Origin of the sequence: Pseudomonas sp. TWRC1-2, from assembly GCF_049896685.1 — a bacterium.
Taxonomy (GTDB): Bacteria; Pseudomonadota; Gammaproteobacteria; order Pseudomonadales; family Pseudomonadaceae; genus Aquipseudomonas.
On record NZ_JAFCUU010000001.1, the window covers coordinates 240,556 to 265,630 of the forward strand.

Sequence of the window (25,075 nt, forward strand, 5' to 3'; positions counted from 1 at the left end):
GCAAAGGGCGGGCTCAAGAGGCCTTTTTGGCGGATTTCTTCGCGGCAGGCTTTTTTGTTGCGGGCTTGGCGGCGGGCTTGCCGGCCAGGCTGCGCTTGAGCAGTTCGGTGAGGTCGATGACATCCGCCGATTTGCGCTCCTCGCTGCCTTCCTGGCTTTCCACATCTTCGATCTTGCCGGCCTTGGCCTTCTTCGCCACCAGCGCCATGATTTTGTCCTGGAAACTGTCGCGGTATTCGTCGGGCTGCCAGTCGGCGCTCATGTCCTCCACCAGGCGTTTGGCCATGTCCAGCTCGCCTTTGGCCAGGCTCGGCTTGGTGACGTCGCTGCCCAGTTCCAGTTCGTCCAGGCTGCGCACCTCGGCAGGCCACCGCAGCATCACCAGCACCAGCGCCGATTCCAGCGGCATTAACGCCGCCAGGTGCTGCTTGGTGTGCAGCACCACATTGGCCAGGGCGACCTTGCCGGTTTTTTTCAGGGTTTCGCGCAGCAGTGCGTAGACCTTGCCGCCGCGTTTGTCCGGGGCCAGGAAGTAGGGCGTGTCGATGTTTTGCAGCGGGATCTGGTCGCTGGCGACAAAGGCGATGATTTCGATGGTCTGGGTCGACTTGGGGTGCGCCGAGCGAATTTCGTCCTCGCTGAGCACCACGTAGCGGCCTTTCTCGAACGCCACGCCCTTGACGATGTTCTCTTTGGTGACTTCCTTGCCGGTGGTCTTGTTGATGCGTTTGTAGCCCACCGGGTCCATGCTGCGTTTGTCCAGCCAGTCAAAATCAACGCCTTGGGAAGACGTGGCTGAGACCAGTGATACCGGGATGTGGACCAAGCCGAAGCTGATCGCGCCTTTCCAGATTGCCCTTGGCATGCCTGCAATTCCTTGAGAAGAGACTGTGTTCTGGTGACTCACAGGCGCCGGGAAAAGTTTCGGCGAGCAGATGCGCGGACAGATTGTGTTACACCTGATGAGAAACTATTTAGTGTCGAAAGCCGAACCCAAGGCGTAGCGTGTTATCGAAAGCACGTACCACTGCCCCAGAGAGGCTTTGTCATGAACAGCTGTGTGCGTCACCTTGCAGTACTGGCGTTGGGCCTGGCGCTTACGCCATTGGCCCAGGCGCAAAACCTGCCTGGCAGCTACGACTCCAACAACAGCCCTATTCATCGGGCCAACCCCAACAGCATGCAGGGCACCCAGCCCAATGCGCCGGCGACACGCGGGATTCAGACCGGGCCGACCAGCCCCGCACCCACCGTGCAAAACGGCGGCATTGGCAATCGCTATCCCAAGCGTGAGGCCGCCCCGAGCCGTCCCACGACCGACACCAAAGCCCCCACCTATGACGCCAACGGCAATCGCCGGTAAGGACTCCGTCTTATGTTGCTACGCAAAACCCTTCTAGCCGCTATTTGCGCAACCACGCTGCTGCCACTGGCTGCGGTTTACGCCGCCGATGCCCAGCAATTCCCGAGCGAACAAGGCAGCATCACCGCGACCCCCATCGTCAAAGGCCTCGACCATCCCTGGGCAGTGGCGTTTCTGCCGGACAAGCAAGGCTTTCTGGTGACCGAACGCCCAGGTCATCTGCGTTTTGTCAGCCCCGACGGCAAGCTTTCTGCACCGTTGACCGGCGTGCCCCAAGTGTGGGCCAAAGGGCAGGGCGGTTTGCTGGATGTGGTGCTGTCGCCGGACTTCAAGCAGGACCGCATGGTCTACCTGTCGTACGCCGAAGGCGGCGGCGAGGGTGGCAAGGCCGGCACCGCCGTCGGACGCGGGCGCTTGGCTGATGACCTGAGCGGCCTGAAGGATTTCAACGTGATCCTGCGCCAGGAGCCCAAGCTGTCCACCGGCAATCACTTTGGCTCGCGGTTGGCCTTCGACCGCGATGGCTACCTGTTCGTGACCCTGGGTGAAAACAATGATCGCCCGACCGCCCAGGACCTGGACAAACTGCAAGGCAAGGTGGTGCGGATCTTCCCGGACGGCCGCGTGCCGGAGGACAACCCCTTTGTTGGTCAGCAGGGCGTACGCCCCGAAATCTGGTCCTACGGCCAGCGCAACCCGCAAGGGCTGGCGATGAATCCCTGGAGTGGCACCATCTGGGAAAACGAACACGGGCCACGCGGTGGTGATGAAATCAACATCATCGAGCGCGGCAAGAATTACGGTTGGCCATTGGCGACCCACGGCATCAATTATTCGCTGACACCGATTCCCGAGGCCAAGGGCAAGACGGTGGAAGGCACCGTGGCGCCTCATCACGTCTGGGAGAAATCACCGGGGATCAGTGGCATGGCGTTTTATGACGCCGACCGCTTCAAGGCGTGGCAGCACAACTTGTTCATTGGCGCTTTGGCCAGCCAGGAGTTGATCCGCCTGCAGTTCGACGGCGACAAGGTGATCCATGAAGAGCGTTTGCTCGCAGGTTTGAAAGCGCGCATCCGCGATGTGCGGCAGGGGCCGGATGGGTTTCTGTATGTGCTGACTGATGAGGATAACGGTGTGCTGTATCGGGTCGGCCTGAACCAGGACTGAATGCGAGAGCGGGGTTGCCCGCTCCCACATTTTGCATTGCAACCGGCTTAAAGCCCGAGGTCGGACAGCCCCGGATGATCATCCGGGCGCCGGCCCAGCGGCCAGTGAAACTTGCGTTCGCTGGCCTTGATCGGCAGGTCATTGATGCATGCAAAGCGGTTGGCCATTAGACCGTTCTCGTCGAACTCCCAGTTCTCATTGCCGTAGGAGCGGAACCAGTTGCCGGAATCGTCGTGCCATTCGTAGGCATAGCGCACGGCGATACGGTTACCGGTGAAGGCCCACAATTCCTTGATCAGCCGATAGTCCAGCTCCTTGGCCCACTTGCGGGTCAGAAAACCCTTGGCCTCTTCGCGGTTGTGCGCAAATTCAGCGCGATTGCGCCATTGCGTGTCCAGTGTGTAGGCCAGCGACACGCGGTGCGGGTCGCGGGAATTCCAACCGTCTTCGGCCAGGCGAACCTTTTCGATGGCCGACTCGCGGGTAAACGGTGGCAGTGGCGGGCGAACTTCTGCGTCGGATGACGGTGCCTTGGATGACATGGGGCAGCTCCTGAAAACAATGAGGCCTATCGAAAGTTGCGCAGTTGATGCGTTCAAAGTTGCAATAACGTTCGCGCCATGCATTGCGCATTATCAGCAGCTGTTGAATCACCCATCACCAGGGCAACGGTAATGGCGCCGTCGATCAAGATCAGCAGTTGCGCGGCCTGCTGTTCAGGGTCGGGGGTGCCATGTGCTTTGCACAGTTGCAGTGCGTAATCGAAGAGTTTGCGTTTATGCGCCTTGGCCAGCAAGCGCACCGGGTCGTGCGGGTCGCCGGTTTCACCACTGGTGTTGATGAAGGCGCACCCGCGAAAGTCTGCCGAGCCAAACCACGCCTTGAGGGCGTCGAACAGCGCCAGCAGGCGTTCTCCACTGCCTTCACTGCGTTCGACTTCGCTGCGCAGCCACTGCATCCAGCGCTCATCGCGGCGGTGCAGGGCGGCAATCACCAACTCATCTTTATTGGCGAAGTACCGGTAAATACTTTTGCGCGAGACGCCCGCGGTTTTCACCAGCAAGTCCATGCCGGTGGCGGCGATGCCATGGCGATAGATCAACTTCTCGGTAACATCGAGGATAATATCGCGGGTGTCATTGCTGATTGATTCATTCATGCCGTGCACAGTAGAACGATCGTTCTCCATGGTCAATTAACTTTTTTCCATCGCGGGCGACGAGACCTGAGCTGCCCCATGGTGTAAGCTCGGGGCCTCTTCGGATTCGACCCATTGCGAGCCTTATGCCGTCGTTCTTCAAACGCTCCCTGTTGCCAAAACTGCGTGGTTTCCCACTGTCTCCCGAGTCGATCGACGTGCTGTCCGGCGCCGATGCGTTTCGCCGTTGCCTGCTGGAGAAAATCCCCCAGGCCACGCGGCGCATCTACATCGTCGCGCTCTACTTGCAGCAGGATGAAGCCGGCCAGGAGATCTACGATGCCTTGCACGCCGCCAAGGCTGCACGGCCAACGCTGGACATTGTGGTGGTGGTTGACTCGCTGCGCGCCCAGCGCGGCCTGATTGGCGCAGGCAAGCAACCCGGCAACAGTGCCTGGTACCAGGCCATGACCCAACGCCACGCCAGCGAAGTGCCGGTGTACGGGGTGCCGGTGCAGACCCGTGAACTGTTCGGCGTGCTGCACCTCAAGGGCTTTGTGATCGACGACAGCGTGCTCTACAGCGGCGCCAGCTTGAATAACGTGTACCTGCACAAGTTCGACAAGTACCGTTTTGACCGCTACCACCTGATCCACAGCCAGGCGCTGGCCGACTCGATGCAGCATTTGCTGGAGCACGGCTTGATTGCCTCCAAGGCCGTGCATCGCCTGGACCTGCCGAACCCGCCCACCACCCGCAGCCTGCGCAACGATATCGGCGACTTGCGCAGCCGCCTCAAGCATGCGGCGTATGACACCACTGCCGGGCTGTTGCCCAACGGCCACATGCTGGTAAGCCCGCTGCTGGGCGTCGGCAAGAACAACCCTTTGAACCGCGTGATCCTCGAGTTGATCGCCAGTGCCCAGCATCAGCTGACTATCTGCACGCCGTATTTCAACCTGCCACTGCCGGTGACCCGGGAAATCAATCGCGCCCTGGCGCGCGGGGTCAAGATCGACATCATTGTTGGCGACAAAACCGCCAACGACTTCTACATCCCGCCCAGCGAGCCGTTCAAGGTGATCGCGGCGTTGCCTTATTTGTATGAAATCAGCCTGCGCCGCTTCGCCAAACGCCATCAGCCGACGATCGACAGCGGCCAGTTGAACCTGCACCTGTGGCGCGACGGCGACAACACCTATCACCTCAAGGGCATGTGGGTTGACCAGCGCTACACCTTGCTCACCGGCAACAATCTGAACCCACGGGCGTTCCGACTCGATCTGGAAAACGCCTTGCTCATCGATGACCCGCGCGGCCAGTGGCTGGAGCCGCGGCGTACCGAACTGGCGCAGATTTTCCAGCACACCACGCGCATCGAAGGGTATCAACAGCTGCAGACCCTGGTGGACTATCCGCCGGCTGTTGGCAAGTTCCTGCGACGGGTCAGCCGCGTGCGCATCGAGCGGTTGCTTTATCGCATCTTGTGAACCCTCATGGCGTAGAGCAGCAGCCGGGCCTGATTCCGGCCCGGCCGCACCCACCCCTCAGGACAGTTCCCGCAACGCTGAACATGCGTCACTGGCAGGCGCGCCACGCCGGCTGGACGGGCAACTGACGCAAGCCAGGTTTGAACAGGCCGCACTGCGCTACAAGCGCGAAAACTCACCGGCAAGTACTGGCCATTCGGCCGAAGCAGAGCGCGCAGGCCGAGGCTTTCCGCAGGACATCGACGCACGCAGAGCGGATGGAAAACGGCAACAAGCCCTCATTTACTGGTTGATGACTGGCGACATCAACGACCAGCCCATTCCTCGTAACGCCTCGATCCGGCCATTCATTGACGCGCTCAGCAATGCTGCATGCCCAGTGCGGTGATGAATCCGGCGGACGGTTATGCGCAACTGGTAAATGCCGCCATCAAGGGCCTGTTCAAATTGTCGCATCTGGCCCCCAGCGCTTCGATGCTGGGCAAGACAGCGCCACACTTGTTAACCGTTGAGGAGAAGTTGAGGGCTTACTGGTTGGCGGGAGGGTGGGATCCTGCACCCGCGCCTACGCCGACGGGCGTGGCTGGAACCAGCCAGGGAATCGCCGTTATCGCGCCAGCGGTCAATGGCTTCTGGTATGCGATCAATCCAAAAACGGGGAGGGCGGATGCCACGCCATTGGCTGACTTCAAATCGACAACCCCAATGGCCGTCTAAGCGGTCAAACCCGACACCAGGCTGAAGCAGTCCCAGGCCCTGCACTTGCGCGAGTGCAGGGCCTGGGGCTTTTTATCAGTTCAGGCCGAGCTTGCCGCGCAGGGTCGACAGGTCTTCAGCCAAGGTGTTGACTGGGCCCACCAAGGCCTTGCGGTCGTTTTCCTTCACTTTGTCGTAGGTTTCAAAGCCGCCATCCTTGGTTTTGTACTTGGCCAGGATTTTGTCCACGGCAGCGAAGTTCTTGTCGACTTTGGTCAGGAAGACCTTGTCTTGCTTCTCGATCTGGCCGCGGAACAGGTCGACGATTTTCTTCGCGCCGTCGATGTTGCCCTGGAAGTCATACAGGTCGGTGTGGCTGTAACGATCTTCCTCACCGGAAATCTTGGTGGCGGCCACTTCTTCCAGCAGGGCAGCAGCACCGCCGACGACTTTCTCAGGTGGGAAGGTCAGGCCGTCAACCCGGGTTTTCAGGTCGTTGACGTCAGTGTTGAGTTTGGCGGTCAGCGCTTCGAGGCCTTTGGTGGTCTTCTCGGAGAACAGCACGTACTCGATGCGGTGGAAGCCGGTGAAGTCTTCGGCGGTCACGCCTTTTTCGTGGTCGTCAACGCGCGAGTCGATGGAGGCGTCGAGGTCGCTGAACAGCTCGGCGATCGGCTCGATGGACTCATAGTGAACACGGGTCGGGGCGTAGAGCTTCTGGGCGGTGGCCAGGTCGCCCTTGTTGATGGCGTCGGTGAACGCCTTGGTCTGGGTGACCAGCTCACCGATTTCTTCGGTGACGTAGATCTTGTAGTCCGACACCGGGCCTACCAGGTCCAGTGGCGCGGTAGCGGCGAATGCTGCCAGCGGTGAGAGGGTCATTAACAACGACAACGCGATAGTCGACTTCTTCATGGGACGTTTTTCCGCTCTGGTTTGTTTTAGGTGTTGGCAGTGGTTTGAGGGTGCGTTGCAGCGAGTAGCGTGCGCCCGATGAAATCCTTGGGCCCTGTGACCCCCGGCAAGGTGAAGAAGTACCCGCCGCCGACCGGCTTGAGGTATTCCTCCAGAGGCTCGCCGTTGAGCCGGGTTTGCACGCTGATGAAGCCTTTCTCCAGGTCAGCCTGGTAGCAGATGAACAACAGCCCCATGTCCAGCTGACCGTTTTTGTTGACGCCGTTGGAGTAGTTGAACGGCCGACGCAGGATCAGGTTGGCCTGAGTCTGCGGGGTGCGCGGGTTGGCCAGGCGGATGTGGGCATCGAGCTTGGTCAGCTTGCCTTCCGGGTCCTTGCTGTAGTCGGGAACCTGGCTTTCCTTGTCGCCATCCATGGGCGCGCCGGTGGGTTTGATGCGCCCGATAATGCTTTCCTGCTCTTGCAGCGGGGTACGGTCCCAGCGCTCGACGAAATTGCGGATGATGCGCACGGCCTGGTAGCTGCCGTTGGCGGCCCAGGCGGGCTCGTCGCTGCCGGGCTGCACCCAGACAATCTGGTCCATGGCCTTGTCGTCGTTGGAGTTCGGGTTGGCCGAACCGTCACGGAAACCGAGAAAATTACGCGCGCTCTGCGCAGGCTCGCCGGGTTTGGCCGGCGCTTGCGGCGGCACGCTGCCTTCCTGTTTCCAGCGCACCAGCAGCAGGTCCGGCAGGTTTTTGACGATGTCGCGCAGGGCGTGGATATTGGTGTCCGGGGTGTTTGAGCTGAATTGCAGGCTCAGGTCACCGTGGCACTGCGCCGGCTCCAATGCGTCGTTGGGGAAGCCGACCATGCGGCTCAGGCGCTTGGGTTTGACGGCGGTGAGGCCGAAGCGCTCATCGAACAGCGACTCGCCGACGGATACGGTGATGGTCAGGTTATCCGGCGTGACCACCGGGCCCAGAATGCCGGAATCGGTAGGCGGCAGTTTCGGGTCGACTTGCGGCACGGTGCCGCCGGTCATCAGGAAGCTGATGCGCTCGTTCAATGTGCGAAACAGACGCTCCAAGTCTTCGCGATCACTGGCCAGTACGTCAAACGCCACCAGCATGCCGCAGGCCGGGCGTGGGGTGACGATGCCGCTCTGGTGCTTGCCGAAAAAATCGTGGTGGTCCTGCGTCTTGTCACTGCGCGGTGCAGTGGTGACTTGCTCGGCCGCAGCCGCCGCCATGGCCGGGCAGCTCAAGCTGCTGCCGGCAATCGCGGCGCCGGTGGCCGCCATGCCCAGCAGGACACGGCGACGTTGCGGGCAAAACTGTTCTGAATCACTCATCTGTTAGTTCGTCTTCACTGCAGGCCGGAAAGGCCAAGGGCGGGGTCGATTCCATCGAGTACAGCGGCCAGAGCCTTGGCCTTGTCGGCGATCTGCTTGCGCTGATCGGCGGTGACGCTGTCGTAGCGGCGGTACTGGCCGTCGACTTTCAAACCATTGAGCTCGGTATCGAAGGCGGCGAGGGCACTGTCGATTTTCGGCAGCAGGTCCGCTGCGGATTTGGTCAACAACGGGCGCATCAGCTCCACCACCTTGTGGGCCGCTTCCAGGTTGGCGGCAAACCCGTTCACGTCGATATGGCTGTAGCGTTCCTCTTCACCGCTGGCGGCGCGTACATCCGCCAGGCTGTTGAGGTTGCGCACCACAATGCTCACCAGTTGTTCCGGTGGCAGCGATTGGGCCAGCAGTTGTTGCTTGAGCGTGGTGACGTCGGTGACCAGGCGTTGCGCAATCGGGGCCAGGCCCTCAAGGCTGTGCTGCTGGAACAGGCTGTATTCGAGGCGATGGAAGCCGCTGAACGCCGGGTCTTGCTCGCGCTTTTCAAAGTAGTCGGCGCGTGCGTTGATGGCGTTATCCAACTCGGCCAGGCGTTGCGAAGCCGGCGCCAGGCGCTGGTAGGCCTCACGGGCCGGCACATAGAGGGCCTGCGCCTGAGCCAGGTCACCGGCTTCAATGGCCTGTTGCAGCGCCGTAACGGCCTTGACCAGCGCACTGCCCTGGCCGCTCAGGTACACGCGGAACTCCGACAGCGGGCCGATAAACGCCACCATCGACGGCTTGGCCTTGGCCTGGGCGTCGGACTCAGCCGTCGGCGTCACGTGCAACGTGCCGCGCGGGTTGCTCAACAGCCCGCAGGTGATTGCATAGTCGCCGGGCAGCAGGTTGGCGTTGATCACCTGGCTCAGGCCAGGGGCGATATTTTCGCGCTCCTCGATCACCAGCACGCCGTCGAGGATTTCCCATTCCACCGCGCGGTCGGAGCGGTTGATGATGCGAAAGCTCGCGTGCCCGGCGGGCACGGTCAACGCGTTGGGTTCGCAAGCGTGGCCATGGATGGTCACCGCGATTTCATTGTGGTTGGTCTGACGTTTGGCGGCGGCCAATTGCGAGGCGTAATAGAACAGCGCACCGGCGCCGATCATCACGACCACCGAGCCGGCCACCGCCCAGCGCAGGGCGCGGGAAGGCAAAGCCGGTTGAGGGGTTGGGTTGGACAAGAGACGGTCCTTACTGGCTGGAAACGGAAGAGGTGTTAGCGACAGGCCTGGGTGGGGCGGACGGCAGGAAGAACATCACCAGCGCCACCACCAGGTAAATCAGATACGCGCCCAGGGTGCTGATGGTCGGTGCGTCCTGATAGCCGAACATCCCGGCCAGCACCGAGCCCAATGGGCCATCCATCGGCAGTGTCGCGCTGAAATCGAACAAGACGGTTTGCCAGTGGTTCCACACCCCGGCCTCGTGCAGGGCTTGTACCGAGTTGGCGAGAATGCCGGCGGCGACCACCAGGATGAACAAGCCGGTCCAGCGGAAGAACGCACCCAGGTTCAAGCGCATGCTGCCGGTGTAGATCAGGAAACCGACGATGATCGCCAGGATCAGGCCGAGCAGGGCGCCAATCGGCGCGCCCGGGCCTTCGCTCTGCTGGAACACCGCGAGCAGGAAGAACACCGTCTCCAGGCCTTCACGGGCCACGGCGAAAAACACCATGGCGATCAGCGCGATCACCTGATGCTTGGAGCCGGCCAGGGCGTGGTCGAGGGATTCGTGCAGGGAATGCTTGATGGAGCGCGCTACTTTGCGCATCCAGAACACCATGGAGCTGAGAATGCCGACGGCCACCAGGCCGACCACACCTTCGAACAATTCCTGTTGTTTTTGCGGGAATTCGGCGCTGACCAGTTCCAGGCCGCCGCCGACCAGCAGCGCCAGGGCAGCGGCGAGAAACACGCCGATCCATACCGCGGGCATCCACTGGCCGCGGCCGGTCTGTTGCAGGTAACTGGCGATGATGCCAACGATCAATGCTGCTTCAATGCCTTCGCGCAGCATGATTAGAAAGGGAACGAGCATTCGGCACCGCATCATGACTGGATAGGATGCTAATTTGTAACATAATGATACTCATTACTAAACAGGGAATATTGCGCTTTGCTGAACTGCGGCTGAACGGTGGTGGCGAATCGCAACCGCCCTTATGATGCACCCCATCTTTTGCAGCATTGAATAGCCCGATTCCCATGGCGGAAAAAGACACCATCTCTATCCATCTTGTGCGCGAAGCCTTGCTGCAAAGCTGCGCGCCCGGCGCGGCCACGGTGGAGGCGTTGAGCAAGGTTGGGATAGACCCGGCGTTGCTCGACCAGTCCGACGCCCGCGTGCCCGCCACGGCCTATGCACGCCTGTGGCGCTTGCTGGCGCGGCGCACGGATGATGAATTTTTTGGAATGGACCCGCGCAAGCTCAAGTCCGGCAGCCTGGCGTTCCTGTGCCGCGCCGCCATGGCGCAACCCAATCTGGGCGCGGCCCTGCAAACCGGGCTGGGCTTTCTGTCGCTGATGCTTGAGCAGATGCCCGCGCAATTGGTGCACCAACAAAGCCTGGCGGAAATCGTGTTGGCTGAGCCTGCGCCCAAACGCGCGTTTACCTACTTCACCTATTGGATGATTGTGCACGGCGTCGCCTGTTGGCTGGCCGGCCGGCGCATCCCGATCCTTGCGATTGAGCTGCGCTGCCCACAACCGGACTTTTACGACGATTACCGGGTGATGTTTTCTGAGAACCTGCGTTTTGATCGGCCGCGTACGCGCATGATCTTTTCTGCAGACTGCCTGGACGTGCCGATCAAGCGCAGCCCGGAAGAACTCAAGCGCTTTCTTGCCCATGCGCCGGCCAACATATTGGTCAAGTACCGCGACCCGGATAGCCTGGCCACGCGCATCAAGCACGATCTACGCCAGATGTCGCCCGATCTGTGGCCGGAAACCGACGGCCTAGCGGCCAGTCTGTGTATTTCCGCCTCGACCCTGCGCCGCCGTCTGGCAGATGAGGGCCAGACTTATCAAGGGCTCAAGGATAGCGTGCGCAAGGAACTGGCGATCGTCTGGCTGGCAGAGCCACAGGTCAGCTTCGCCGAAATCGCCGGGCGCCTGGGGTTTGCCGACACCAGTTCGTTCTACAAGGCGTTTCGCAAGTGGTCCGGGTCCAACCCCGGGCATTACCGCAGCTTGATATTGAACGAAGCATTGAGCCAATAGGTGATTGGAACGCTGCCGGGCCTGTGCGAGCAGTTACCCGCAGCTTCAATGATCCAGGTCACTCTCCGGCGCCCGTGTCCGTGTAATAGTCGGCGCAATCGTTCCATCGCTTGTTTCCTGACGCAGCCTGATCGGCACTTGTCGCGATCAACGTCTACGCCATTTCCCTCATTCAAGAGCAGGATTTCATGGCACTTCACAAAACCGTAGAAACCCAAGACCAAGCCATCGAAGACGTGTATTCGAGCGGTTCGTCCCAGCACACCTTGCCCAAGTACCGTTTGCCGAATCACTCGACCACGCCGTCGGCGGCCTACAACCTGGTGCGCGATGAACTGCTGCTGGACGGTAACTCGCGGCAGAACCTGGCGACCTTCTGCACCACGTGGGTCGAGCCCGAAGTGAAGCAGTTGATGGCCGACGCCCTCGACAAAAACATGATCGACAAGGACGAGTACCCGCAAACCGCCGAGATTGAAAATCGCTGCGTGCACATCATTGCCGACCTCTGGCACGCGCCCAAATCCTGGCAAACCGTGGGCTGTTCGACCACAGGGTCTAGCGAAGCGGCCATGCTTGGCGGCCTGGCCCTGAAGTGGAGCTGGAAAAAACGTCGCGAAGCCGCGGGCCTGCCGACTGACAAACCGAACTTCGTGTGCGGGCCGGTGCAGATCTGCTGGAAAAAATTCGCCCGCTATTTTGACGTGGAAATTCGTGAAGTGCCCTTGCGCGGTGACGCCTTGGGCCTGCTGCCGGCCGACCTGCGGGAGTATTGCGACGAGAACACCATCGGCGTGGTCGCGACCCTGGGTGTGACCTTCACCGGTATCTACGAACCCGTGGCCGCGCTGGCCGCCGAGCTGGACGCGATGCAGCGCGACCTCGGCCTGGACATCCCGATACATGTTGATGCGGCGAGTGGCGGGTTTATCGCCCCGTTCATCCAGCAAACGCTGCAATGGGATTTTGTGATCGAACGGGTCAAGTCGATCAACGCCTCGGGCCACAAATACGGGCTGGCGCCGCTTGGCGTGGGCTGGGTGATTTGGCGCTCTACCGAAGATTTGCCGGAAGAATTGATCTTCTACGTCGACTATCTGGGCGGCAACATGGCGACCTTCGCGCTGAATTTCAGCCGGCCAGGCGGTGAGATCATTGCCCAGTACTACAACTTCCTGCGGCTGGGGCGCGATGGCTATACGCGTATTCAACAAGCCTGTTCCGACACGGCGCAGTGGCTGGCCGCGCAAATCGCCAAGTGTGCCCCGCTGGAGTTGGTGTATGACGGCAAAGACGGGCTGCCGGCGGTCTGCTACAAGCTCAAGGACGGCATCGACCATGGCTTCAGCCTGTATGACCTGTCCGAGCGCGTGCGCATGCGCGGGTGGCAGATCGCGTCCTACCCACTGCCTTCAGACCGCCAGAACATCGTGGTGCAACGCATCCTGGTCCGCCATGGCGTGAGCCGCGACCTGGTGGCGCTGTTGCTTGATGACCTGCGCAAGGCTATCGAGTATCTGCAGAAAAACCCGGTGGCCAATTCCGACGCCGGGCCGAGTTTCAGCCACGGCGCGATCGCCGATCCGGTGATCCCGGCAGACACCCCCAACCTGGCCTGACACACCTCACGCTCACCGGGCCTTGAGGCTCGGTGCCTTAAGTGTTTGCCTTGCCAGGTGCGAATTATCGTGACTGCCATCTTCAGTTTCTTGCACGACAACCCCTATATTTTGCTGTTTCTGGTGGTCGGCCTGTCCGTCTGGGTCGGGCGCGGCACCATCAAGGGGTATGGCTTGGGGGCGGTGGCCGGGGCCATCGTCATTGGGTGCGCCATTGCGACCTGGGCGTCTTACTACGGTGTGCATTTCGAGCTCGATAACTTCACCAAGAGCCTGTTTTATTACCTGTTCATGTACGGCGTCGGGCTGCGCGTGGGGCCCTCGTTTATCAATAGCCTCAAGGGCGATGGGCTGAAATTCACCTTGCTGGCGATACTGTCGTCGTTCCTCGGCCTGGGCATCGTGGTGCTGGGTGTGAAGCTCTTGTCGCTGCCGGTGGGCGCCGCTGGCGGTATTCTTGCCGGTTCACAAACCATGTCTGCGGCCATCGGCTCGGCGGAGCAAGCCCTTACCTCCGGCGTCGTCCCGCTGCCGCCGGGCACCACGGTCGCCGCGGCGACGGCCATGATCGCGTTGTCCTATGGCATCACCTACATCTGGGGCACGGTCGGCATCATCCTGATCTGCAAATACCTGCCGCGCTGGTGGGGGGTGGATGCACGCGCAGCGGCCAAGGCGTATGAAGTCGAACACGGCGTGCCCAATGTCGATGACGCCGGGCTCAGTGGCTATCGGCCTTTCGACTTGCGCGCGTACCGATTGGTGAACAGTGAATGGGCGGGGCAGACCATCGCGCAGTTCCGCCAGCAATTTGCGCTGTACCAGATTGAGAATGTCGAGCGCGGCGATCAGTTGCTCGGCGCCGATCCCGCACTGGTGCTGCAACTGGGCGATATCATTGCCCTGGGCGGCAGCCTCGACGCGCTGACCGATCACATGGGCCTGATCGGGCCGGAAGTGCCGGACGCCCGGGCGCTCAACATCCCGCTGGATGAGGCGGTGATTCTGGTGACCCACCGTGATGCGATCGGCAAGCAGCTCAAGCAGTTCAGCCAGTCATCGATTGCCGGGCAGGTGCAGCTGGTGGGCATCGAACGCGGCGGCGCGCCCATTCCTCTGGGGCTGGAAACACGCCTGCAACGCCTGGATGTGATGCACCTGATCGGCTTGCGTACCGCCATCGACAAAGCCACGGCGTTACTCGGCAAGGCGGGGCGGCCGAGTACCGCGACCGATCTGCTGATGCTGTCACTGGGCATGGTGCTGGGGTTGCTGATCGGTCTGATCCAAGTGCCGGCGTTCGGTGCAGCGGTGGGCCTGGGCAACGCGGGCGGCTTGCTGGTGTCGGGGATTATCGTCTCGTCACTGGTGTCGCGCGTGCGCTTTTTTGGTAATACACCCAACGCCGCCCGCAACATTCTTGAAGACATGGGGCTGATTTTCTTTGTCGCGATCGTGGGAGTGAACGCTGGCGCCAACCTGGTTTCACAAATCAGCCCGATCATCGCGTTGAAGGTCGTTGTGCTCGGCTTTGTCGCCTGCACCGTTCCGCCGTTTATCGTCTGGGCGGTGGGGTTTCATGTGTTCAAGATCAACCCGGCGATCCTGATGGGCGGCGTGGCGGGCGCGCGTAGCCACTCCGGACCGGCGCGTGAGGCCGCCAAGGAAATCGACAGCAGCGTGCCCTGGATCGGTTTTCCTGTGGCGTATGCGGTGTCGGGCATTTTGCTGACGGTGTTTGGCTACTTCGCGATGGTCCTCGCACGCTGACGCCGGCTCAAGAGGCGCCTGGCCCCACACACTGTGCGCAGCGTTGATCGTCGGCGGTGCAGCCGTTGTCCGCCATTGCTTGCTTACAGGCCACAGGGTCAAGCAGCGCCGTGTAGCAAACACGCCATGAAACTGCAGGGTTCTGTTTCCTTGTGACGTCATCACTGTGAAAAATTGAAGCACAACCTTGGCGTTAACCCTGGCGACTCAGGCATAAAAAAAGCCCCACGACCGAAGGGGGCGTGGGGCTAAAAATTGGCTGGATGCGACCAACCAAAGGAGCGCTTTACATCATTTGCTGCTGGCGACCACCGTGTCCGGCTGCCAGCCACCACCGAGGGCCTTGTAGATCGCGACAATCCCGCGATACAAGTCCACTTCGGCCTGGGCCTGGGAGTCTTCAGCGGCCAGGCGCTCACGTTGCGCGTCAAGCAGCACCAGGAAATCCACCGTGCCTTCGCGGTAGCGGATCGCCGCAAGGTCGGCCGCCGCGCGACTTGATTCACTCTGACGGATCAGCGAGACCAGGCGCTGCTGGCGTTTGCCGTAATCACTGAAAGCATTTTCCGATTCTTCCAACGCCAGCAGCACTTGTTGCTCATAGGTTGCCAGGGCGCCATCGGCCTCGGCGTTCGCGCCGCGCAACCGCGCTCGCACGCTGCCCAGGTCAAACGCCGCCCAGGTGATGCTTGGGCCAAGCGACCAGGCATTCGCTGCGGCGGACCCGATCTGCGAACCGCGCCCGGCCGTGAAGCCGAGGAAGCCGCTGAGGCTGACCCGTGGGAACAGGTCGGCCTTGGCCACGCCGATACGCGCGGTGGCGGCCGCCAGTTTGCGTTCGGCACTGAGGATGTCCGGGCGACGCTGCAGCAGTTGCCCCGGGTCGCCGATGGGCAGCGCCTTGGCAATCGCCGGCAGGTCTTTGGGGCTCAGGTCCACGCTCAGCTTGTCGGGGCGCTGGCCGAGGAGGGTGGCGATGCGGTTGCGCTCGCGCACTTGCTCGGCCTGCAGTTGCGGCACGCTGGCTTCAACGGCCGCCAGGCGTGCGTCGGCACGCTCCACGTCGAGCTGATCACCCACGCCGGCATCGCGCAGGCTGACGGTAATGGTGCGCGATTCCTGCTGGTTCTTCAGGTTGTCCAGGGCGATGCGTTCACGCAATTGCGCACCGCGCAGTTGACCGTAGGCGTCCACCAGCTCGGCAATCATGGTGACTTGCAGTTGGTACAGGTCGGCTTCGGCAACCTGCTGGTCAGCATCGCTGGCTTCCAGGTTACGGCGGATGCGGCCGAACAAATCCACTTCCCAGGCCATGTCCAGGCCCAGGTCGTAGCGCTCGCTGTTGACGCGCTTGGTGGTCTGGCCCGGGATCTGGCCTTTGCCCACGTCGCTGCTGGCACGGCTGGTGACCACCGGCATGATGTCGTTGGCCGCGTCATCACGAATGGCGCGGGCCGCGCGCAGACGGGCAAAGGCTACGCGCAAGTCGCGGTTACCGCTCAACGACTGGGTCACCAGTTGGTCGAGGGTCGGGTCGTCGAACTGCTGCCACCAGATACCTTCGTACTTGGCGTGGTCATAACTTTTGGTGTCGGCGGCGGCCGTGATGTTGGCCGCCTCCAGCTTCTCGGTTTTGTAGTCCGGGCCCACGGCACAGGCGCTCAGCGCCAGCACCAGCAAGCTCGGTAGAAAGACTTTCACGCTCATTGCTGTGTCTCCAGCTTCAAGGCCTTGGCCGCTTTGCGCGCGTCCTGGCGCTCCACATAGCGACGGATCAGTACGTAGAACACTGGCGTCAGCAACAGACCGAAGAAGGTCACGCCGATCATCCCGGAGAACACCGCCACGCCCATGGCATGACGCATCTCGGCACCGGCACCGCTGGACAACACCAGGGGCACCACGCCCATGATGAACGCGAACGAGGTCATCAGGATCGGCCGCAGACGCAAGCGGCAGGCTTCCAGTACCGCAGCCAGTGGGTCGAGCCCCTCGGCCTGTTTATCCTTGGCGAATTCGACGATCAGAATCGCGTTCTTACACGCCAGGCCCACCAGTACGATCAAGCCAATCTGGGTGAAGATGTTGTTGTCGCCGCCCGAGATGATTACCCCGGTAATGGCCGACAGCAGCGTCATCGGTACGATCAGGATCACCGCCAGTGGCAGGCTCCAGCTTTCGTATTGGGCGGCCAGTACCAGGAACGCCAGCAGTACGCAGAGCGGGAACACGAACAGCGCGGTGTTGCCCGAGAGGATTTGCTGATACGTCAGGTCAGTCCACTCGTAGGTCATGCCGTTGGGCAGTTCCTCTTTCAACAGTTTTTCAATCGCGGCCTGGGCCTGGCCGGAGCTGTAGCCCGGTGCGGCGTTGCCGTTGATTTCCGCGGTGATAAAGCCGTTGTAGTGCATCACGCGGTCCGGGCCCGAGGTGTCGCTGACCTTGATAAAGGTCGCCAGCGGGATCATCTCGCCCTTGTTGTTACGCACTTTCAGCTGGCCGATCTGGTCTTCATCCTGGCGGAACTGTTGCTCAGCCTGCACGTTGACCTGGTACGTACGCCCGAAGCGGTTGAAGTCGTTGGCATACAGCGAACCCAGGTAGATCTGCAGGGTGTCGAAGATGTCGCTGACGGCCACGCCGTGGGTCTTGGCCTTTTCGCGGTCGATGGCGGCATCGACCTGCGGCACGTTGACCGTGTAGCTGGTGAACAGGCCGAACAACTCAGGCACGCCACGGCTTTTGGTGATGACGTTCTGCACTTCTTTGTACAGCTCGTCGTAACCCAGGTTGCCACGGTCCTCGATCTGCAGGCGGAACCCGCCAATCGTGCCCAAGCCCTGTACCGGCGGCGGTGGGAAGATCGCCATGTAGGCTTCTTCGATGCTGCTGTACTTGCCGTTCAGTGCACCGGCAATCGCGCCGGCCGACAGGCTCGGGTCTTTACGCTCATCGAACGGCTTCAAGGTCACGAACACGATGCCGTTGTTCGGGCTGTTGGTAAAACCGTTGATCGACAGGCCAGGGAAGGCGATGGCGCTTTCCACGCCCGGCTGCTTCATGGCGATGTCCGACATGCGCTTGATCACATCTTCGGTGCGGTCCAGGCTCGCGGCGTCCGGCAATTGCGCGAAGGCCACCAAGTACTGCTTGTCCTGGGCCGGTACGAAACCGGTGGGCGTATGGGCGAAACCCAACCAGGTCAGCACCATCAGCCCGGCGTACAGGAACAGTGCAATACCGCTGCCGCGAATCACCCGGCGTACGGTGCCGACGTAGCCATGGCTGGCTTTCTCGAAGAACCGGTTGAACGGACGGAACAACCAGCCGCCGAACACCTTGTCGAGCGCCTTGGAAAAACGGTCCTTGGGGGCGTTATGACCCTTGAGCAAGACGGCAGCCAGGGCCGGGGACAAGGTCAGCGAGTTGAACGCCGAGATCACCGTCGAAATCGCAATGGTCAAGGCGAACTGCTTGTAGAACTGCCCGGTCAAGCCGCTGATAAACGCCGCCGGGATGAACACCGCACACAGCACCAACGCGGTGGCGATGATCGGGCCGGTCACTTCGCTCATGGCTTTTTCAGTGGCCGGGAACGGTTCCAGTCCAAGCTCGATGTTCCGCTCGACGTTTTCCACCACCACGATGGCGTCGTCCACCACGATACCAATCGCCAACACCAGTCCGAACAGCGACAGCGCATTGAGCGAGAAGCCAAACAGGTGCATCACCGCAAAGGTACCGATCAACGAAACCGGCACTGCCACCAACGGAATGATCGACGCGCGCCAGGTTTGCAGGAACAGGATCACCACCAGCACCACCAGGATCAGTGCTTCAAACAGGGTATGAACCACCGCCTCGATAGAGCCGCGCACGAAGACCGTCGGGTCATAGGCGATGCGATAATCCATGCCTTCCGGGAAGCTCTGCTTGAGCTCCGCCATCTTGGCGCGCACTTCATTGGAGATGTCGATGGCGTTGGAGCCCGGGCGCTGGAAGATCGGGATCGCCACGGCCGGTTGGTTGTCGATCAACGAACGCAGGGCGTACTGGCTGGAACCCAGCTCAACCCGCGCGATGTCTTTCAAACGCGTGATTTCGCCGTTGGCACCGGCACGAATCACGATATTTTCGAACTCTTCCTCAGTGACCAGGCGGCCCTGGGTGTTGACCGACAGTTGGAAGCTGGTGTCATTGGGCGCGGGTTGCGCGCCCAATGCACCGGCCGCCACCTGGCGGTTCTGCTCGCGAATGGCCGTGACCACATCGGTGGCGGTCAGGTTGCGCGAGGCGGTCTTGTTCGGGTCCAGCCATACACGCAGCGAGTAGTCGCCCATGCCGAACAACTGCACATCGCCCACGCCGCCCAGCCGCGCCAACTCATCCTTGATGTTCAGGATCGCGTAGTTGGACAGGTAGAGCATGTTGTAGCGCTGATCCGGGGAGGTGATGTGCACCACCATGGTCAGGTCGGGCGACGCCTTGTCTACGGTGATACCGATGCGCGTGACTTCCTCAGGCAGTTTTGGCTGAGTGCGTGTCACACGGTTCTGCACCTGCACCTGCGCGTTGTCCAGGTCGGTGCCCAGGGCGAAAGTGATGGTCAGGGTCAGTTTGCCGTCGGCGGTCGACTGCGAGGACATGTACAGCATGTTCTCGACGCCGGTGATGGCTTGCTCCAGCGGAGCGGCCACGGTTTCACCGATGACTTTAGGGTTGGCGCCCGGGAAGTTGGCGCGTACCACGACGGTCGGCGGTACCACTTCCGGGTATTCGCTGATCGGCAGCTGGAACAGCGAGATCGCGCCGGCGATCAGGATCAACAGCGACAGCACCGCTGCGAAGATCGGCCGCGAAATGAAGAACTTGGAAAAATTCATCTTGAGTTGTATCCCTTAACCGCGTGGAGTCGCGACGCTGGCAACTTTTGGCGCGGCTTTATCCGGCGCCACTTGTTCCAGGTTGCTGGCTTCAAGCGCTTGTCGTTGTTGTGCCAAGGCGGCGAGGGTTTCCTTGCTGGCCATCGGGATCGTTTCAGGTTGCACAGGCGAGCCCGGACGAATGCGCTGCAGGCCCTTCACGACGATGGTGTCGTCCTTGTTCAAACCGCTGCGCACGATGCGCAGGCCTTCGATCTTCGGCCCCAGTTCCACCGAGCGATACGCCGGCTTGTCGCCGTCCATCACCAACACGAATTTCTTGCCAAGGTCAGTGCCGACGGCTTCGTCGTTGATCAGCACGGCGGAGTAAGTGCCGCTGCCGACCAGCTTCAAGCGTGCATACAGGCCCGGGGTGTATTCGCCTTTGCTGTTATCGAACACGGCGCGACCACGGATGGTGCCGGTGGCCGGGTTGACCTGGTTGTCGACGAAGTTCATCTGGCCCAGGTGCGGGTTGCCGGTTTCGTTGGACAGGCCCAGGTACACCGGAGTGGTGGCGCCACGGCGGCCTTCGCGCGCCAGCTGGGTGTACTTGAGGTACACGCGCTCATCGGCGTCGAAGTAGGCGTAGACCTTGTCGGTGGAGACCACGCTGGTCAGCGCGGTGACGTCGGCGGTCACCAGGTTGCCGGCGGTGATTTCGGCACGGCTGACACGCCCGCTGATCGGTGCGGTCACGCGGGTAAAGCTCAGGTTCAACTTGGCCAGGTCCAGCTGCGCCTGAATCCCGGCCACTGCGGCGCGGGCTTCCTGGGCGGCGGTGGTGCGCGAGTCGGCCAGTTCGGCGGAGATCGCATTGCTCTGACGCAGGCGGTCGCCACGTTGCGCTTCGTTATCGCTACGGGTGGCGGCGGCTTTGGTTTGGGCAAGCTGGGCTTCGAGGCGGCGCACTTCAGCCTGGAACGGACGCGGGTCGATCTGGAACAGCAAGTCGCCCTTTTTCACCAGGGCGCCTTCGGTGAAGGCCACCTGGTCGATCTGGCCGGACACGCGCGGACGAATCTGCACGGTTTCCGGGGCTTCCAGGCGACCGGTGAATTCGTCCCACTCGTTGACCGGTTGTTCGAGCACCTTGGCCACACTGACTTTCGCAGGAGGCATGGCGGCCGCTTGTTCTGGGGTCTTGCCGCACGCGCTCATCACCACCACGGCCAAAATCGCCAAGGGGAAGCGCAAATGTTTGAGTGACTGTTCCATGAAGTGCATCCGCCAATGTATTTGAGATGGGCGGATCATGCGCGGCGAGGTGCTATGTCACGAATCGAATGAAGCAAAGGTAACTATCATTCGGAATGATATAAGCGCGAGATTAGCCCTCTAGGATGCGGGTTTCGTTAGGAAGCTATCAATAGGAGTGATGACAAAAGACTGTTGCGCGGGCTGCAAGGAACGCCCGCGCGGTTTTTCAGTCCAGCAGGCGGCTGACTTCGCGCAAACGCACCTCGCTCAGGTTGCCGGTGGAGGCCAGCAGGTTCAATTGGGCCAGCAAGATGCTGTAGCGCTGCTGAGCCAGACGCTGCTGGGTGTCGGTGACTTTCTGCTGCGCATCCAGCACGTCGGTGTTGATGCGTGAGCCGGCTTCAAAACCGTGGGTGACCGACGCCAGGTTAACCTGGCTGGACTTGAGCGCCTGCTTGAGCGCCTGGTATTGGCTCATGCCGCTGGTAACTTGCAGGTATGCCTGGCGCGCCATCAACCCGGCGTTGCGGCGCGCGTCTTCGACCTCATCCAGAGCCTTGCTTTGCAGCGCATGGGCTTCGCGCACGCGGCTGCTGGTACGGCCACCGCCGTAAAGCGGCACGCTCAACTTGACCCCGACCACGGTCTGGTTATAGCGGTTTTCCGGCAGCGTGACGTCGTACACATCGCCGCCCACCGAGGCAAAGCGGCCGTGGGCGGCGATCAGGTCGAGGGTCGGCAAGTGGCCGGCCTGTTCCTTGTCGATGTCCATTTCGGCCAGGCGCTGGGTGATCTGCGCGCGCTGCACGGCGAGGTTGCCTTGTTGCGCGGTAGTTGCCCATTCACCGATGGCCGCAGGCACCGGGGCGCTGAATGGCGGCTCCTTGCCCGACCACGGTCGCGCCTGGGCGGCGGTCAACTGGGTGAGCGTTTCGGTAGCGATGTCCAGCGCGCCGCGTGCGGCAATCTGCTCGGCGAAGGCCTGGTCGTACTTGGCCTGCACCTGTTCGAGCGCATTGGCGGTAGCGGCGCCGTCGGCCAGTAAGCGCCGTGTGCGGTCCTGGCTCTCCTGCAAGGTTTGCAGTTGTTGTGTGCGGGTGTTCAACAGCTCCTGGTTGAGCAACACCTCAAAATAGGCGCGGGCCACGCGCAGCATCAGGTCCTGGCGTGCCTGTTCGGTCTGCACTTCGCTGGCGCTGATCAGCAGTTTGCTTTGGTCGTGGGCGATCACGTTCTGCCAGTGCAACAGCGGCTGAGTGAGCACCACGGCGTAAGCATTGGTGTTGTTGCGGTTGCGGTGGTAATCGTTGGAATCCTCGGCATCGACCCAGGCGGCGCCGCCCGTGACGGACAGGTCCGGCAGCAGGTTGGCGCGGCTTTGCGGTTCTTTTTCCGCCGTGGCCAGTTGCTGGGCCTGCGCGGCGGCGAACTTCATGTCGTGGCTCAGCGCTTTTTGATACAGCTGGTACAAGTCCTCTGCCGACGCGGAGGCCGGGCAGCCGGCGAGGGCAAGCCCGCACAGGCAGGTGAGCAGGGTGAGGTGTTTTAGATGCAGCCCTGGAATACGCAAGGGTAGGTGCTCCACAAAAAAATTATCGGCTGAGGGTGCTTCTGCGCATCATCAGCACCATGGGAATGCCGATGGCCATAACGGCGCCCAAGGTGCCGAACAGCATGCTGAAGGCCAGCATTTGCGCTTGTTCACGCGCTTGCAGGTAAGGCATCAGGGCCAGGGCCTGTTGATGGCTGGCAAGGCTGAGCGAAAGGAACAGCGGGTTGGATTCCACGCCGCCCCAGCCATTGGCGATCAGGCTGGATTCGGTCACGTGCTCGGAGAGCAGGCGATAGCGCTCCCACGAAAACCGTGTGAGCAGCGTTGCAGCGATGGCGATGCCGACGCTGCCGCCCAGTTGGCGCATCAGGTTCAATACGCCCGAGGCGCCGGAGATCAGCGTCAACGGCAGGCGGCGCATGGCCAGGTTGGTCAGCGGCACGAAGATCATGCCCAGGCCCAGCCCGCGGATCACCAGCGGCCAGTACAGCGTGTCCGGGTTGCTGTCGAGGGTGAACTGGGTGTGCAGGAACATCGCGTAGCAGTACATGACGATGCCCAAGGTCACGAACACGCGTTCGTCGATCTTGTTTTCCTGGGACAGCTTGCCGATCACCAAGGTACTGATGGCGCTGGCCACCGCCCCGGGGAAAATCACCAGCCCGCTCTGGTACGCGCTTTGCGCCAGCAACGTCTGCAGAAACAGCGGCACCATAAACAAGGTGCTGTACAGCCCGAAGCCCACGCAAAATGCGCAGATGCAGCCCATCAGGAACTCGCGGTTCTGAAACAGCGCGACGTTGACGATCGGGTTGACCGCGCGCCGTTCCCACCAGAAAAACCCCACCAGGCTGAAGCTGCTGAGCAACAGGCAGGCCACCGTCCAGTTGGATTCCAGCCAGTCCCAATGCTCGCCGCGCTCGAGCAGGATCTGCAAACTGCCGACCCCCAGCGCCAACAGGCAGAAGCCGCTGTAGTCGACACTGCTGGGTTTTTGCTCGTTGGCCGAATCGCCGATACACAGCCAGCACAGCAACAGGGCCACGGCGCCGATGGGCACGTTGATCAGGAAGATCCAGTGCCATGACAAGGTGTCGATCAGGTAACCACCGACCGTCGGCCCAAGGGTCGGCCCCATCATTACGCCGACGCCGTACAGCGCCATGCCGCTGCTGACCTTTTCCTTGGGGAACACGTCATAGATGATCGCCTGGGAAATCCCCAGCAAGCCGCCGCCCGCCAACCCCTGCAGCACGCGAAATGCCACCAGTTGCCACAGCTCAGCGGAGAACGCGCAGCCTACCGACGCCAGCACAAACACGGCGGTGGAGACCAGGTAATATCGGCGCCGCCCGAACCAGGCGGACAGCCAGCCGCTGACCGGCAGAATCACCACGTTGGCCACCACGTAGCCGGTGGAGACCCACGAGATTTCATCGACCGACGCCCCATAGGTGCCCATCAGGCTGGGAATCGCGACGTTGACGATGGTGACGTCCAGCAACTCCATCATCGACACCAGCGTCACGGTGAACGCAATCAGGTACGGCGACCTCATAGCGTTTGGCTGGCGTTGTGTGGCGTGGCGACTTCGACGAAGGCGCTCATGCCGGGGCTCAACAAGCCCTTGTAGTCATCCGGCACGTCTTTGAGCGCGATCCGCACCTGGACGCGCTGTACCACCTTGGTGAAGTTGCCCGTGGCGTTTTCCTGGGGCAGCAGCGAGAACTTCGCCCCGGTCGCCGGTGCCAGGCTTTCGACCACGCCGTCGAAGGCGTGGCCGGGAAACGCGTCCACCGTGACCTTGGCGTGTTGGCCGACGCGTACGCGGCCGACTTGGGTTTCCTTGAAGTTGGCGGTGATCCATAGCGGGTCGGTGGCAATCAGGCTCAAGAGCTTCTGGCCGGCGACCACGAACTGGCCGGGTTCCACCTCTTTTTTCGAGACAATACTGCGCACCGGCGCAGTCTGGCGGGCGTCATGCAACTTGATGCGGGCTTGCTCGAGTTCGGCTTGCGCCGCCGCGATCCGATAGTCCTGCACCTTGAGTTCGGCCTTGTTGGCCAGCGTGCTTTGCGCGGCGGCCTGGGCATTGCTGCGGGCCGCTTCCTGGGCATGGCTCAACGCGTCGAAACGCGCCTTGGCCAGTTCCAGGTCCTGAATGCTCAGCACACCCTGGGCGCCCAGGCGCCGGGCACGCTGGTAGTCGTTGCGCGCCTGCTCCAGGTTGGCGCTGGACTGTGCCAGCGCCGCTTGTGCGGCCTGGCGCATGGCAACTGCGCCGAGAATCTGGCTGTCCAGGGCACCCGGGCTGCCGCTGCGTCCGGCAGCGGCGAGCAAGGCTTGCCACTGTGCTTCGCGCTGCTGCACCTGGTATTGATATTCGCTGTCGCGTATCTGAAACAGCAGGTCACCGCTTTGCACGGTGACGTTATCCATCACCGGCACGCTCATCACCACACCCGACAGCTTGGCCCGCACCGGGATGATCACGCCGTCGAGTTCCGCGTTGTCGGTGCTCACGTAGGCGCTGGAATACTGCCAGCGCTGCCAGCCGAGCAGCAGCAACCCACCCACCACGGCGACGCACAGTGTCATTTTTATAAGCTTGCCTTTGGTCATGTCCTACTCCCTGTGTTCATGCGAGGC

The 25,075-nt window shown here is 61.6% G+C and carries 20 protein-coding genes; 7 read left to right on the forward strand and 13 right to left on the reverse strand.

The window, feature by feature from the left end; all coding sequences use genetic code 11:
• Positions 1–13: 13 nt before the first annotated feature.
• Positions 14–865: a Ku protein gene (locus ACP7B3_RS01095; RefSeq protein WP_262206642.1), complete on the reverse strand. Its 852-nt coding sequence runs from the start codon at positions 863–865 to the stop codon at positions 14–16.
• Positions 866–1,048: 183 nt separating this feature from the next.
• Between ACP7B3_RS01095 and ACP7B3_RS01100 the strand changes: the two genes are divergently transcribed.
• Both ACP7B3_RS01100 and ACP7B3_RS01105 read left to right on the forward strand, forming a co-directional pair.
• Positions 1,049–1,363, forward strand: coding sequence for a hypothetical protein (locus ACP7B3_RS01100; RefSeq protein WP_242197002.1), 315 nt, complete (start codon positions 1,049–1,051; stop codon positions 1,361–1,363).
• 12 nt (positions 1,364–1,375) lie between these two features.
• Positions 1,376–2,533 carry a PQQ-dependent sugar dehydrogenase gene (locus ACP7B3_RS01105; RefSeq protein WP_426177320.1) on the forward strand — a complete coding sequence of 386 codons (1,158 nt, stop codon included), beginning with the start codon at positions 1,376–1,378 and terminating at the stop codon, positions 2,531–2,533.
• Between the two features lie 47 nt (positions 2,534–2,580).
• Here the strand turns inward: ACP7B3_RS01105 and ACP7B3_RS01110 are convergent, their stop codons facing one another.
• Positions 2,581–3,075 (reverse strand): DUF1348 family protein, encoded by a 495-nt coding sequence (locus tag ACP7B3_RS01110; RefSeq protein WP_369302254.1) that lies wholly within the window; start codon positions 3,073–3,075, stop codon positions 2,581–2,583.
• Positions 3,076–3,128: 53 nt separating this feature from the next.
• On the reverse strand, positions 3,129–3,692 hold the full coding sequence (locus ACP7B3_RS01115; protein WP_145160461.1) for a TetR/AcrR family transcriptional regulator: 564 nt from the start codon (positions 3,690–3,692) through the stop codon (positions 3,129–3,131).
• Between the two features lie 125 nt (positions 3,693–3,817).
• Here ACP7B3_RS01115 and pssA point away from each other — a divergent pair, with 125 nt between their 5' ends.
• Together pssA and ACP7B3_RS01125 are read left to right on the forward strand one after the other, a co-directional pair.
• Positions 3,818–5,161: a CDP-diacylglycerol--serine O-phosphatidyltransferase gene (gene pssA, locus ACP7B3_RS01120; RefSeq protein WP_426177322.1), complete on the forward strand. Its 1,344-nt coding sequence runs from the start codon at positions 3,818–3,820 to the stop codon at positions 5,159–5,161.
• 372 nt (positions 5,162–5,533) lie between these two features.
• On the forward strand, positions 5,534–5,878 hold the full coding sequence (locus ACP7B3_RS01125; RefSeq protein ID WP_426177324.1) for a hypothetical protein: 345 nt from the start codon (positions 5,534–5,536) through the stop codon (positions 5,876–5,878).
• Positions 5,879–5,953: 75 nt separating this feature from the next.
• Here the strand turns inward: ACP7B3_RS01125 and efeO (ACP7B3_RS01130) are convergent, their stop codons facing one another.
• From efeO (ACP7B3_RS01130) to efeU, 4 genes are read right to left on the reverse strand one after another with little or no spacing between them, the layout of a single operon-like run.
• Positions 5,954–6,772, reverse strand: coding sequence for an iron uptake system protein EfeO (gene efeO / locus ACP7B3_RS01130; protein ID WP_145160465.1), 819 nt, complete (start codon positions 6,770–6,772; stop codon positions 5,954–5,956).
• 26 nt (positions 6,773–6,798) lie between these two features.
• Positions 6,799–8,106: an iron uptake transporter deferrochelatase/peroxidase subunit gene (efeB, locus tag ACP7B3_RS01135; RefSeq protein ID WP_145160467.1), complete on the reverse strand. Its 1,308-nt coding sequence runs from the start codon at positions 8,104–8,106 to the stop codon at positions 6,799–6,801.
• A 14-nt stretch (positions 8,107–8,120) separates the two neighbouring features.
• Positions 8,121–9,323, reverse strand: a complete 1,203-nt coding sequence (gene efeO / locus ACP7B3_RS01140; RefSeq protein WP_145160469.1) for an iron uptake system protein EfeO — start codon at positions 9,321–9,323, stop codon at positions 8,121–8,123.
• Positions 9,324–9,333: 10 nt separating this feature from the next.
• On the reverse strand, positions 9,334–10,179 hold the full coding sequence (efeU, locus tag ACP7B3_RS01145; protein ID WP_145160471.1) for an iron uptake transporter permease EfeU: 846 nt from the start codon (positions 10,177–10,179) through the stop codon (positions 9,334–9,336).
• A 167-nt stretch (positions 10,180–10,346) separates the two neighbouring features.
• Here efeU and ACP7B3_RS01150 point away from each other — a divergent pair, with 167 nt between their 5' ends.
• The 3 genes from ACP7B3_RS01150 to ACP7B3_RS01160 all read left to right on the forward strand — a co-directional run bounded on the left by ACP7B3_RS01150 (position 10,347) and on the right by ACP7B3_RS01160 (position 14,752).
• Positions 10,347–11,363, forward strand: coding sequence for an AraC family transcriptional regulator (locus tag ACP7B3_RS01150; RefSeq protein WP_145160473.1), 1,017 nt, complete (start codon positions 10,347–10,349; stop codon positions 11,361–11,363).
• 188 nt (positions 11,364–11,551) lie between these two features.
• Positions 11,552–12,982, forward strand: coding sequence for a glutamate decarboxylase (locus ACP7B3_RS01155; RefSeq protein WP_426177328.1), 1,431 nt, complete (start codon positions 11,552–11,554; stop codon positions 12,980–12,982).
• A 69-nt stretch (positions 12,983–13,051) separates the two neighbouring features.
• Positions 13,052–14,752 carry an aspartate:alanine exchanger family transporter gene (locus ACP7B3_RS01160; protein WP_145160478.1) on the forward strand — a complete coding sequence of 567 codons (1,701 nt, stop codon included), beginning with the start codon at positions 13,052–13,054 and terminating at the stop codon, positions 14,750–14,752.
• Positions 14,753–15,043: 291 nt separating this feature from the next.
• Here the strand turns inward: ACP7B3_RS01160 and ACP7B3_RS01165 are convergent, their stop codons facing one another.
• The 6 genes from ACP7B3_RS01165 to ACP7B3_RS01190 form a co-directional block, all read right to left on the reverse strand.
• A complete protein-coding gene (locus ACP7B3_RS01165) occupies positions 15,044–16,459 on the reverse strand; it encodes an efflux transporter outer membrane subunit (protein WP_145160480.1) in 1,416 nt (471 codons plus the stop codon).
• Positions 16,456–19,635 carry an efflux RND transporter permease subunit gene (locus tag ACP7B3_RS01170; protein ID WP_145160482.1) on the reverse strand — a complete coding sequence of 1,060 codons (3,180 nt, stop codon included), beginning with the start codon at positions 19,633–19,635 and terminating at the stop codon, positions 16,456–16,458. Before ACP7B3_RS01170 ends, ACP7B3_RS01165 begins: the two co-directional genes overlap by 4 nt.
• 15 nt (positions 19,636–19,650) lie before the next feature.
• Positions 19,651–20,892: a multidrug efflux RND transporter periplasmic adaptor subunit MexE gene (gene mexE, locus ACP7B3_RS01175; RefSeq protein ID WP_145160484.1), complete on the reverse strand. Its 1,242-nt coding sequence runs from the start codon at positions 20,890–20,892 to the stop codon at positions 19,651–19,653.
• Positions 20,893–21,100: 208 nt separating this feature from the next.
• Positions 21,101–22,444, reverse strand: coding sequence for a TolC family outer membrane protein (locus ACP7B3_RS01180; RefSeq protein ID WP_426177332.1), 1,344 nt, complete (start codon positions 22,442–22,444; stop codon positions 21,101–21,103).
• A gap of 22 nt (positions 22,445–22,466) precedes the next feature.
• Positions 22,467–23,984, reverse strand: a complete 1,518-nt coding sequence (locus ACP7B3_RS01185) for a DHA2 family efflux MFS transporter permease subunit (protein ID WP_404488137.1) — start codon at positions 23,982–23,984, stop codon at positions 22,467–22,469.
• Positions 23,981–25,048 (reverse strand): HlyD family secretion protein, encoded by a 1,068-nt coding sequence (locus ACP7B3_RS01190; protein ID WP_426177334.1) that lies wholly within the window; start codon positions 25,046–25,048, stop codon positions 23,981–23,983. Before ACP7B3_RS01190 ends, ACP7B3_RS01185 begins: the two co-directional genes overlap by 4 nt.
• Positions 25,049–25,075: the final 27 nt, after the last annotated feature.

Excerpts from the sequence above, each read along its gene's own strand:
- ACP7B3_RS01095 (WP_262206642.1), bottom strand. The coding sequence starts at position 865 with ATGCCAAGGGCAATCTGGAAAGGCGCGATCAGCTTCGGCTTGGTCCAC.
- ACP7B3_RS01100 (WP_242197002.1), top strand. The coding sequence starts at position 1,049 with ATGAACAGCTGTGTGCGTCACCTTGCAGTACTGGCGTTGGGCCTGGCG.
- ACP7B3_RS01105 (WP_426177320.1), top strand. The coding sequence starts at position 1,376 with ATGTTGCTACGCAAAACCCTTCTAGCCGCTATTTGCGCAACCACGCTG.
- ACP7B3_RS01110 (WP_369302254.1), bottom strand. The coding sequence starts at position 3,075 with ATGTCATCCAAGGCACCGTCATCCGACGCAGAAGTTCGCCCGCCACTG.
- ACP7B3_RS01115 (WP_145160461.1), bottom strand. The coding sequence starts at position 3,692 with ATGAATGAATCAATCAGCAATGACACCCGCGATATTATCCTCGATGTT.
- pssA (WP_426177322.1), top strand. The coding sequence starts at position 3,818 with ATGCCGTCGTTCTTCAAACGCTCCCTGTTGCCAAAACTGCGTGGTTTC.
- ACP7B3_RS01125 (WP_426177324.1), top strand. The coding sequence starts at position 5,534 with ATGCCCAGTGCGGTGATGAATCCGGCGGACGGTTATGCGCAACTGGTA.
- efeO (WP_145160465.1), bottom strand. The coding sequence starts at position 6,772 with ATGAAGAAGTCGACTATCGCGTTGTCGTTGTTAATGACCCTCTCACCG.
- efeB (WP_145160467.1), bottom strand. The coding sequence starts at position 8,106 with ATGAGTGATTCAGAACAGTTTTGCCCGCAACGTCGCCGTGTCCTGCTG.
- efeU (WP_145160471.1), bottom strand. The coding sequence starts at position 10,179 with ATGCTCGTTCCCTTTCTAATCATGCTGCGCGAAGGCATTGAAGCAGCA.
- ACP7B3_RS01150 (WP_145160473.1), top strand. The coding sequence starts at position 10,347 with ATGGCGGAAAAAGACACCATCTCTATCCATCTTGTGCGCGAAGCCTTG.
- ACP7B3_RS01155 (WP_426177328.1), top strand. The coding sequence starts at position 11,552 with ATGGCACTTCACAAAACCGTAGAAACCCAAGACCAAGCCATCGAAGAC.
- ACP7B3_RS01165 (WP_145160480.1), bottom strand. The coding sequence starts at position 16,459 with ATGAGCGTGAAAGTCTTTCTACCGAGCTTGCTGGTGCTGGCGCTGAGC.
- ACP7B3_RS01170 (WP_145160482.1), bottom strand. The coding sequence starts at position 19,635 with ATGAATTTTTCCAAGTTCTTCATTTCGCGGCCGATCTTCGCAGCGGTG.
- mexE (WP_145160484.1), bottom strand. The coding sequence starts at position 20,892 with ATGGAACAGTCACTCAAACATTTGCGCTTCCCCTTGGCGATTTTGGCC.
- ACP7B3_RS01185 (WP_404488137.1), bottom strand. The coding sequence starts at position 23,984 with ATGAGGTCGCCGTACCTGATTGCGTTCACCGTGACGCTGGTGTCGATG.
- ACP7B3_RS01190 (WP_426177334.1), bottom strand. The coding sequence starts at position 25,048 with ATGACCAAAGGCAAGCTTATAAAAATGACACTGTGCGTCGCCGTGGTG.